Below are 10,215 nucleotides of genomic sequence, written 5' to 3'. Positions count from 1 at the left end.
CGGCCCCGCCCCCGGCCCGCGCCCGCCTCCCCCCGAACCGTCGTGGCCACGGGCACCACACCCTCCCCCGCACCCCGGCCGGGGCCCCCCCACGGCGCGCGGCGCCCGACGGCCCGAATCCGGTGACACCGCGTCAGGCAGCACCCTGCGCGCCCTGTTGTCCCGTACGGGGTTGTCCCGTACGGGCGCGGCACGCGTACTTCGTGGCCTCGACGGTGCTGCGGGCCAGCGCCATGGCGTCGTGCAGCAGCACCATCGGCTCGGCCCGGTCGTCCGCACCGTCCTGCTGCCGGGCGCGCAGCAGCACGGCGGCACAGGCCAGCGCGTCACAGGCGGCACTGACCTCCGCGGGGATGCGCAGTCGGCGCGGTGCCCGCAACTGCCCCTCCAGCCACTCCAGTTGCTGGACGACCGTCGTCAGGTCGACGGCCGTCTCGGACACCGAGGATGCCGTGGGCACCTCGGACACCTCGGACACGACGGACATGCCCCACCCTCCTTCCCGCCGGGACGCCGGCACCGGACGCCCCGGGGGAGGGGCGCCCCGGCGCCGGCGTCGATGGACGTCACGCGGCCGGTTCGGCCTTCGTGACGAGATAGTCGCCGAGCACGAGATAGTCGATCTCGGTGCCCAGGAAGCAGTTCACCGCATCCGTCGGGGAGCACACGATGGGCTCGCCCGCCACGTTGAACGACGTGTTGATCAGGCAGGGCACGTCCGTACGCTCGGTGAACGTGCGCAGCAGCGAGGCCAGCAGCGGCTCGTCCTCGTCGGTGAGCGTCTGCACCCGCGAGGTGCCGTCGACGTGCGTGGCACCCGGGATGACCTCGTGGTACTCCGGCCGGACCGGGAAGACGAACGTCATGTACGGCGAGCGGGTCTTGCGGCCCATCTCGAAGATCTTCGGGGCGTCGGACTCCAGCACGATCGGCGCGAACGGGCGGAACGGCTCCCGGTGCTTGACCCGGGTGTTGATGACGTCCTTGATGTCCGGGAAGCTCGGGTTTGCCAGGATGCTGCGGTGGCCCAGGGCCCGCGGCCCGTGCTCCAGGCGGCCCTGGAACCAGCCGATGACGACCTTGTCCGTGAGCAGGTCCGCGACCCGCTCGGCGACCTTGTCCTCGGGCAGCCGGGTCCACTCCACCCGCCCGGTGAAGTCCCCGAGGGTCCGCTCGATCTCCGTGCTGTCGTACTCGGGACCCACATAGGGGGTGACCGTGGCGGCCCGCGCGGGCCCGGCGGCGTCCGGGTGGTTGGCCCAGGCGTGCACGGCGGCACCGATGACGACGCCGGTGTCACTGGCGCCGAAGGACACGGACATGTCCTCGAACCGCGAACCCTCCAGCAGGTGCGTGTTGTTGACGCAGTTCAGCGCCAGGCCGCCCTCGAACAGCAGGTGGTCGAGGTCGGTGCGCGCCTCCAGGGCGCGCAGCTGGTGGCTGGTGACGGCGGTGAGCATCTCCTGCGCGGCGGCGGCCAGTGTGGCCTTGTACTCCACGGTGTCCTCGTACGGACCGAAGTGCTGCTCGAAGAGGTCGTCGAAGCAGCGGCCGTTCTCCGGGTCGTGCGGCCGGCACAGGGTGTAGCGGCCGTTGTCGTGCAGCTGGACGATGTGCTCCAGGAACGGGTTCGGCCTCGGCGGCTCGGCGAACCCCGACAGGCCCATGACCTTGTACTCGTCGTTGTTGGGCACGAAGCCCAGGAACCGGGTGATGGACGCGAAGAGGTTGCCGATCGAGTCGTTCGCGCTGATCGTCGCCTCGTCGAAGACGCTGATCTTGCCGTCGCGGATCTCCCCGATCAGCGAGGAGAACAGCTCCGCCCGTCCGTCACTGATCAGGAACGCGGCGTCCTGCTGGCCCGCCATGTAATAGCCGGTCATCGCGTGGGCGAGGTGGTGCTGGACGAACACCACCTTGTCCGGGTCCGGGGTGAACCCGGTGCGCCGCGCGAAGTCCGCGAGGACCGCCTCGGGGCTCAGCGCCTCCCCGAACAGGGCCGCGAGGTGGCTCAGGCGCACCACCTTGTCCGCGGGCTTCAGCGGGGCGCCCACCATGTCGCCCATCATCGCGTCGAAGACCTGGTCGGAGAACCGCCACGGTATGGCGATGAGGTCGATGTCGGAGAACCCGACACCGGCCTGCTCCAGACACCACTGCACCGCGTTGACCGGGAAGTCGGAGGTCTTCTTCTCCCGGTTGAGGCGCTCCTCCTCGACCGCGGCGACCAATTCCCCGTCGACCAGGAGTGCGGCTCCCGCGTCATGGCCGAGGACGTAGTGCTTCTCGGTGCCGACCGCGCCGAAGTGCTCGGCGAAGAGATCGGCGCCACGGGTGAACCCGTTGCACCCCAGAACAATCATGGCGAATTCCTTTTCCGTTGTGCCGAGTTGTCGTGCGGTGAATAGTAGGAAGAGGCTATCGACGGTATTCGGGGCCGGACAATGTGCGCCCCGCACCGCCGTACATGCATTTCACACACCTGTGCCGCATCCGATAAATCCTCGTAGAATTGACGGCCTGTCACGGCTGCCGCATTTCCTTTTCTGTCCGGCCAGTTACCGGGAGGACCGCAATGCCACTGGACCGCATACTCCGCCACCTGATCGCCTGGCAGCAGGCCGACGGCCCGCCCGTCCCGGCCCGCGCCCTGGGCGTCGAGGAGGCCCGCCGGAGGTACCGCGCCAACGCCGCCCCGCTGCCCACCGACACGGCGCAGGGACCGCACCCCGAGGTCACCAGCACCGACGAGACGCTCACCGCGGCGGACGGGACCACGCTCGCCTGCCGGGTCTACACCCCGCCCACGGACCGGGGCCGGCTGGTCACCTACCTGCACGGCGGCGGCTGGACCGTGGGCGACCTCGACAGCCACGACCTGGCCTGCCGCAGCGTGGCGGACGCGCTCGGCGCGGTGGTCGTCGCCGTCGACTACCGGCGGGCCCCCGAATTCCCCTACCCCACACCGCTGCTCGACTGCATCGCCACCGCCCGCTGGGCCGCCCGCGTCCACCCCGGCCGCCCCCACGTCCTGGCCGGGGACAGCGCGGGCGCCAGCCTCGCGGTCGGCGTCGCCCTGGACGCCCGCGACCAGGGCGACCTGCCGCTCGCCGCCCAGCTGCTCCTGTACCCGCCGACCGACCCCCGGCTGCTGTTCGCCGCGGGCAGCGCCCATGCCGAGGGACACCTGCTGTCCCTCGACGACATGGCGTACCACTACGACCTGTACGTGCCCGACGCCCACCGGCGCCGCGACCCCGCCGTCGACCTGCTCGGCGCCGACCTGCGCCACCTGCCCCCGGCCGTGGTCGCCACCGCCGAATTCGACCCGCTGCACGACGAGGGCGTCGAACTCGCCGACAAACTGGCCGTCAGCGGCGTGCCGGTCCGCCACGTCCCGGGACCCGGCCTCGTGCACGGCTACTTCCTCATGCAGCACCTCGTGCCCGCGGCGGCCGCCCGCTCCGCGCTCGTCCTGGCGGAACTGGACACGCTGCTGGGGCCCCCGCAGCACGACGACCGCCCCGCAGCCGACGAGCACTGCGAGGCGGTCCGGGCCTGAACCCCGGGGCCGGGGCGGGGGAGTCAGGCCGCAGTGCGGCACCCCCGCTCCTGCCCCAGCTGCTCCTGATCCTGCTCCGGCAGGCACAGCACCGGGGCCATCGAGGGACCGCGGTCCTCGTACAGCACCGCCAACTCCCCCTCCAGGAACAGCCGGCGCATCGCGACCCGGCGGATCTTCCCGCTCGTCGTCCGCCGCACCCCGCCCCGCCGCAGCAGACAGACGGCACCCGCCGTGACACCGAAAGCCCCCGCCACCGTCCGGCGCATCCGCTCGGCCAGCCGCCGCAGATCCGCCTCGGCGGGCCGCCCCTGCACCTCGTGCACGACGACGAGGTCCTCGGCGCCGAACGCGTCGGCGGGCACCGTGAACACCGCACCGGCCTGCGCCAGTTCGGGATGGCTCAGCCGCAGCGCCCGCTCGACGTCCTGCGGGTACAGACGGCCCTCGGCCAGCCGCAGCTCCTCCTCGACGCGGCCCAGGACGTACAACTCGCCCTCGTGCAGCGCCCCCAGGTCGCCGGTGCGCACGAAACCGTCCGGCCCGAAGGCGTGCTCGGTCGCCGGTGCGCAGTTCCAGTACGCCCGGCCCAGGCTCGGGCCGCGCAGCCAGATCTCGCCGACGCCGCCCGGCGCCACCTCCTGCCCGCCGACCGGCTCCACGATCCGTATCTCGCAGTCCAGCGGGCTGCCCACGCTCACCAGATCGACACCGGACCGGGCGGTGACGAACCGGCGCTGCCCCAGGTGGCCGGCGTCGACCGTCGTCACCACCGGCCGGCGCCGCGCCGCGCAGGAGACGAACACCGTCGCCTCCGCCATGCCGTAGCAGGGGCACGGCGCGGTGTCGGGCAGGCCCGCGGGCGCGAAACGCTTGGTGAACGCGTCCAGCGTCGCGATGTCCACCCGCTCCGAGCCGTTGTACGCGAGCTGCCACCGCGACAGGTCCAGGCCGTCCAGCTGCTCGTCGGTGACCTTGGCCAGGCACAGTTCGTAGGCGAAGTTCGGTGCGGCCGAGCAGTGCACGTCGTACCGGTCGATCAACTGCAGCCACTGGTGCGGGCGTTGCAGGAACGCGCTGGGCCGCATCAGGACGCTGGTGGCGCCGATCAGCAGTGCGGGCAGCAGCTGACCCAGCAGCCCCATGTCGTGGTACAGCGGCAGCCAGCCGCCGACCCGGGACTCCCGGGTCAGACCGAAGGCACGGCGCTGGGCGTCCGCGTTGTGCAGGAGGTTGCCGTGGCTGAGCATCACGCCCCGGGGCTCGCCCGTCGTGCCCGAGGAGTACTGGAGCATCGCGAGATCCTCCGGTCCGACGGGCGGCGGCGACCAGGAGCCCGGCACGGGCAGCGCGTCGCCGCCGGTGGCCACGACCCGGGCGCCCAGCCGCTCGGCGCCCGCCCAGGCCTCGACGTCCGCCAGGTTCGCGGAGTCCGTGAGGACCACCGACGCCGCCGCGTTGCGGGCGATGTGGTTCACCCGCTGCTGCTCGTGCCGGTAGTGCCCCGGCAGCGGTGCCGGGACGGCCACCGCCCCCGCATACAGGCAACCCAGGTACGCGGCGGTGAAGTCGAACCCGCTCGGGTACAGCAGCAGCACCCGGGTGCCCACCGGGCAGCGGGCCCCGAGCCAGGCACCGACCCGGCGGGCCTGCGCGTCGAGTTGGGCGTACGACCACGAGGTCGAGCCGTCGGCCCGCTCCACGTCGTCCACGAAGACCAGCGCCGTACGGTCGGGAGCGGCGTGCGCGTGCGCACGCATCACCGCGGCGACGCTCGCGGCCTGCGGTAGATCGACCATGACCTTCAGTTCCTCTCTGCTGCGTACTCACGGTGGATGGCGTGCTCGAAGCGGTGCGGTCACTCTCTTCGGCGCACGGTGCGGCTCAGCGCGGAGCCACGAACAGCTCCCGGGCCTTGGCCCGCTGGAGCTTGCCGCTGGTCGTCTTCGGAATGCTGCGGCGGGGCACCAGGTGGATCGCGGCGGGCGCCACCCCCGTGCGGGAGGCGACGGCCGCCCGCACCGCCCGGCGCAGCGCCTCGTGGTGCGCCTCCTCCAAATCCGTCTCCACGATCAGGTGCAGCTCCTCGGACTCGGCGTCCTCGGGGCGGTGCCCGACCGCGATCACGGCCCCCAGCCGCACTCCGGGCACCGTCTCGGCGGCCTGCTCGAAGTCCGAGGGGAAGTAGTTGGAGCCGCGGATGATGACCAGGTCCTTGGCCCGGCTGGTGATCCGCAGACCGCCGTCGCGCAGATAGCCGATGTCACCGGTCCGCCACCAGCCCTCCGCGTCCTGCGACGCGGCGGACTCCTCGGGAAGGTCGAAGTACCCGTCGGTGCGCGAGGGGCTGCGGAACTGGAGGTGACCGATGGCGTTCTCCGGCAGCGGCCGCCCTTCGGCGTCGACGACGCGGATCTGCGCGCCGTCGACCGGCTCGCCGCAGTCGGCCACCTGCACCGCGTCGGCGCTGTCCGGGTCGACGTCGACGGCCCGGCCCTCGGCGACGGCCGCCTCCCGGTCGATGGAGTCGAACACGAAGGGCGCGCCCGGCAGCTTCACGGTGAGGACCAGGGTGGCCTCGGCCATGCCGTAGCCCGGGGTGAACGCGTGGGCGGGCAGCCCCCAGCGGGCGAACCGCTCGGTGAAGCGCCGCGCGGTGGCCGGCTGGATGGGTTCCGCCCCGCAGAACGCGCTGCGCCAGTGGGACAGGTCCACCCCCTCCAGCTCCTCGTCGCGCACCCGCGAGGTGACGTACCCGTACGCGAAGTTCGGTGCGGCCGCCACGGCCCCCCGGTAGTCGCTGAGGTGCCGCAGCCACTCGGCGGGGGAGCGCAGGAAGCGGGTCGGCGGCATCAGGACGGTGCTCGCGCCCACGTAGGCGGGGCTCAGCACACCGGTGATCAGGCCCATGTCGTGGTAGAGCGGGGCCCAGCTGACGGTGGTGTCCTCGCGGGTCCAGCCGACCCGGGCGGTCAGCTGCCGGCAGTTCGCCGCCATCGCCGCGTGCGAGATCATCACGCCCTTGGGCGTGCCCGTCGACCCCGAGGTGCACTGGATCATTGCCAGTTCGTAGCCCGCGGGGACCCGCAGGGGGTGGGACGGGGCGTCGCTCGCGGTGGCGCGGGCGTGCAGCACGGCCCCGTCGATCAGGGCGGCGCCGCCGAGGTCGGGCAGCGCGTCGATCACCGCGGCCGTGGTGACCACGGCGGCAGGCCGCAAGTACCCGATCAGATCCTTCAGTTGCCCCTCGAACCCGGCGGCGCCACCGAACCGTACCGGTACGGAGATCGCCGTCGGCGCGGCCCCGAGCAACTGGGTGCCGAAGAAGGCGGTGAGGAACTGCGCGCCCGTGGGCAGACAGAGCAGCACCCGGTCGCCCGCCCCCACGCCGTGCTCGGCGAGGGCCGCCGCACACCGGGCGGCGTTCTCCACCAGCGTGTCGTAGCGCACGGTGTCCACGGTGCCCGGCTCCGGGAGCAGGGTCACCGACGAGCCGTCCGGGCCGCGCTGCGCCTCGGCGAGGAGCGCGTGCCACACGGTCGAAAACGGTTCGGTCGCGGTCATCAGAGCCTCTCCTCGACAAGACGGGTGAGCGGATCGGCCACCCACGGCCGCACCGTGACGTCGTCGGCGACCAGACGGGCGGGACGGAACAGGTGTCGATCGGCCAGGTCCCGGGCGGCCAGCACGCCCGCCGGGGTCAGACCGCCGTACGACGGGCTCGCGGTGGCCGGTTCGAGGCCGAGCAGCATCGTCTCGGCCAGGCAGGAGTAGAAGACGCCCGGCGGCAGCGTGATGCCGGGGAAGTGCGGGGCCTGGTCGTGGGGGAGCGCGATGCGCCCGCCGGACACCAGCGTGACGTTGGACAGCCCCGCCACGGCCGGGTGCACGTCGCCGGGCACCGCGAGGTCGCAGACCAGCACGTCCCGGTCACCGGCCAGATGGTGCGGCAGGATCACCGGGTCGGCCGCGTTCGTCGCGCTGACCACGATCGGGCAGTCCCGCAGCGCCGTCAGGTCGTCGCAGACCGACACCTGGGTGGCACCGGTGAGCCGCTCGGCGACGGCGTCGAGCCTGCGGGCCGAACCCGGACGGCCCACCAGCAGCAGCGACTCGCAGTGCGGGGCGATGAGTTCGGCCATCACCGCGCCGATGTTGCCCACGGCACCGACCAGCGCGACCCGGCGGTTCCCGGGCCCCGCCTCGGCCAGTTGGCGGCACAGCAGGTCGTACGCACAGGCGGCGGTCAGCGAATTGCCCGAGGTCACCCTGACCCGGTCCTCGACCACGTCCCGGGCGGCGTTGGCGACGATCGACGTGTGCCCGCCGAGGCCGATGACCTCGGCCCCCAGCGAGACGCCCAGGTCCACCGCGTCGAGCACGGTACGGCGCAACCACCGCCCCTGGCCCGCGCGCAGGGCGGCATTGGCCTGCGCGGCGGTGAAGGGGACCGCCACCATGACGACCTCGACCGTGCCCCGGGTGCCGGAGGCGACGCGGTGGCGGGCGACCTCGAACGGGTCGAGCTCGCCCTGGATCCGGTCGAGCACGTCCGCGCACTGCCCCGGGGACCAGGACGCCAGCTCCGGCGCCATCGCCCCCAGCTTGCCGGGGACGTCCAGATTGGCGAGGAACACCACCCGGGGCACGTCGCCCGGCGCGGCGGTCGGCCGGTCCCCGCGGGGCTGCGGGACCGGGGTGCGCGGCTGCCACGGCCCGTCGGGCGGGGTGGCCAGATGGGCGAGGAGGGTGGCGTGGTCACCGTTCTCCAGCAGCCCTGCCACCTCGTCGAAGGCGGCCGCGATGTGCTCCACGTCGGCGGCCCGCAGGAGGGCGGACGGCTGGACGCGCAGCGTCGTGGGCGCCGACAGGGTCGGGATGACCCGCAGCCGATGGGTGTGCAGCAGACGTCCGGCGATGAGGTAGCCCAGCGACTCGGGGTCGAACACCTCGCGCAGCAGACCCGAGGCGGGCTCGGGGAGCCGGAACTCCACCCCCAGGAGCAGACCGCGCCCCCGGACCGCGGCGACGGCCTTCGGCCACCGGGCCGCCACGTCGGCGAGCCGCTCGCGCAGCAGCGCTCCGGTGGCCACGACGTCCTCGCGCAGGGACAGGGCCAGGTCGAGCGCGGCCGTGGCGATCCGGGAGGAGAACTCGTCGTCGGCGAAGGTCGACGTGTGGTGCCGGCCGAAGTCCGGGACGTACCGCTCGGCGGCCACCAGGAGCGCCGAGACCTTGGCCAGGCCGCCGCCCAGGGACTTGGAGAACAGGTAGTAGTCGGCCACCACGCCGGAAGGCTCGGAGGCCAGGAAGGTGCCGGTGCGGCCCATGCCGGACTGGATCTCGTCGAAGACCAGGACCGCGCCGTGCCGGTCGGCCAGCTCGCGCAGAGCGGCCAGCGTCTCGGCGGGCACCTCGCGCACGCCCGCCTCGCCCTGGACGGGCTCCGCGAAGCAGGCGGCGAGCGGCGACAGTCGGCGAGCGGCGGAGTGCGGCACCCCGGCGGCGTCGACGGTGACCCGGTGGGCCTCGACGAACGCGTCGTCGAGCGCACCCTCCACCGCCTGCGGCGACCAGTCGTGCAGCCGCCGGTGTTCGGGACCGGGCACATGCAGGTCCGCGGGGACGTTGCCGCCGTGCGTCAGGGTGCCCGCACCGGCCGTCTTGCCGTGGAAGGCGTCCTTCAGGGAGACCAGGACCGGGTCCGTGCCGCGCAGTGCGGCGATCGCCGCGATCGACGCGGTGAGCACCTCCTCGCAGGGGCGTCCGGCCGCGGGCCCGTCCGCGCACGCGACATGGCCGACGCCGTCGCGCCGCACCCGGCGCAACGTCTGTTCGTCCTCCTCCTGCAGGGCCGCCAGGGTCCGCCGGTGCTCCACCGTCGCGTGCTTGACCGCGGCTTCCACGGCCTCCGCACCCGTGCAGCCGAAGGTCACCACGTACCGGGCACCGGTCGTGGCGCCGACGGTCTCGGAGAGCCGCCGGGCCAGCTCGGCCGCGCCCGGGCGGAAGCTGCCCTGGGCGTTGAAGGGGACCTCCTCGTCCAGGCACCGGCGGGCCACCTCGACCAGCGCCGGGTGGTTGTGCCCGAACAACGAGGCGCCGGCCCCGCCGACCAGGTCGAGGACCTCGACCGTTGCGGCGGGGCGGTGCCCGTCCGCCGGACGCTCCCAGGTCAGCCGGTCCCCTCGGCCACGGCTGTAGGTGGCGTCGAGATGCAGGGCGCGAAAGAGCCGGGCCAGTTCCGGGCGGGCGTATTGCGCGAAGGCGGATGCGGGGTCGATGGGGGCATTCATGCGGCACTGTCTCCTTGCCCCGCCCGCACCAGGAGCGAGGCGGCGACCTGGTCCCGTGCGTCGTGCAGGGTCAGCATCGACGCTGCCTGCTCGTCGGATATCTGAATGCCGAACGTGGTCTCCATCTCGATGACCAATTCGATGGAGCGGACGGAGTCGAGCCCGTAGTCCAGGAGCGGGACGTCCGGATCGATGTCGGACAGGTGCAGCCGGGAGCGGAAGATTTCCTCGACGGCGGAGAAGATGTCATTGACCATTGCGTGCTTTCCCCATTCAAGATGGAATTCCAGGGCGACGTACAGAGTTCAACTGCGCGAGGGCGCGGCGCCGTTCAACTGACCGGCGTGGCGGCGCGGC

General features: G+C 73.0%; 7 protein-coding genes. 1 reads left to right on the top strand and 6 read right to left on the bottom strand.

What is annotated here, in order from left to right:
* Positions 1-133: 133 nt before the first annotated feature.
* The gene (locus tag ACIO3O_RS29285) at positions 134-487 is read right to left on the bottom strand and encodes a hypothetical protein (protein ID WP_401750980.1); all 354 of its coding nucleotides are present in this window, start codon (positions 485-487) and stop codon (positions 134-136) included.
* Positions 488-566: 79 nt separating this feature from the next.
* Entirely contained in the window at positions 567-2,363 is a 1,797-nt protein-coding gene (locus ACIO3O_RS29280) for a carbamoyltransferase (protein ID WP_401750979.1), read from the bottom strand.
* Positions 2,364-2,575: 212 nt separating this feature from the next.
* Between ACIO3O_RS29280 and ACIO3O_RS29275 the strand changes: the two genes are divergently transcribed.
* Entirely contained in the window at positions 2,576-3,562 is a 987-nt protein-coding gene (locus ACIO3O_RS29275) for an alpha/beta hydrolase (RefSeq protein ID WP_401750977.1), read from the top strand.
* Between the two features lie 23 nt (positions 3,563-3,585).
* On the opposite strand, the gene ACIO3O_RS29270 is transcribed toward ACIO3O_RS29275, so the two are convergent.
* The 4 genes from ACIO3O_RS29270 to ACIO3O_RS29255 all read right to left on the bottom strand — a co-directional run bounded on the left by ACIO3O_RS29270 (position 3,586) and on the right by ACIO3O_RS29255 (position 10,115).
* Positions 3,586-5,361 carry a fatty acyl-AMP ligase gene (locus ACIO3O_RS29270; RefSeq protein ID WP_401750975.1) on the bottom strand — a complete coding sequence of 592 codons (1,776 nt, stop codon included), beginning with the start codon at positions 5,359-5,361 and terminating at the stop codon, positions 3,586-3,588.
* 85 nt (positions 5,362-5,446) lie between these two features.
* Positions 5,447-7,126 (bottom strand): fatty acyl-AMP ligase, encoded by a 1,680-nt coding sequence (locus ACIO3O_RS29265; RefSeq protein ID WP_401750973.1) that lies wholly within the window; start codon positions 7,124-7,126, stop codon positions 5,447-5,449.
* Positions 7,126-9,858, bottom strand: a complete 2,733-nt coding sequence (locus tag ACIO3O_RS29260; protein ID WP_401750971.1) for an aminotransferase class III-fold pyridoxal phosphate-dependent enzyme — start codon at positions 9,856-9,858, stop codon at positions 7,126-7,128. The genes ACIO3O_RS29265 and ACIO3O_RS29260 overlap by 1 nt, the downstream gene beginning before the upstream one ends.
* Entirely contained in the window at positions 9,855-10,115 is a 261-nt protein-coding gene (locus ACIO3O_RS29255) for an acyl carrier protein (protein WP_401750968.1), read from the bottom strand. Before ACIO3O_RS29255 ends, ACIO3O_RS29260 begins: the two co-directional genes overlap by 4 nt.
* Positions 10,116-10,215 lie beyond the last annotated feature (100 nt).

Source organism: Streptomyces sp. NPDC087440 (genome assembly GCF_044744005.1).
Lineage (GTDB): Bacteria > Actinomycetota > Actinomycetes > Streptomycetales > Streptomycetaceae > Streptomyces.
This window is presented reverse-complemented; position numbering and strand designations above follow the sequence as displayed.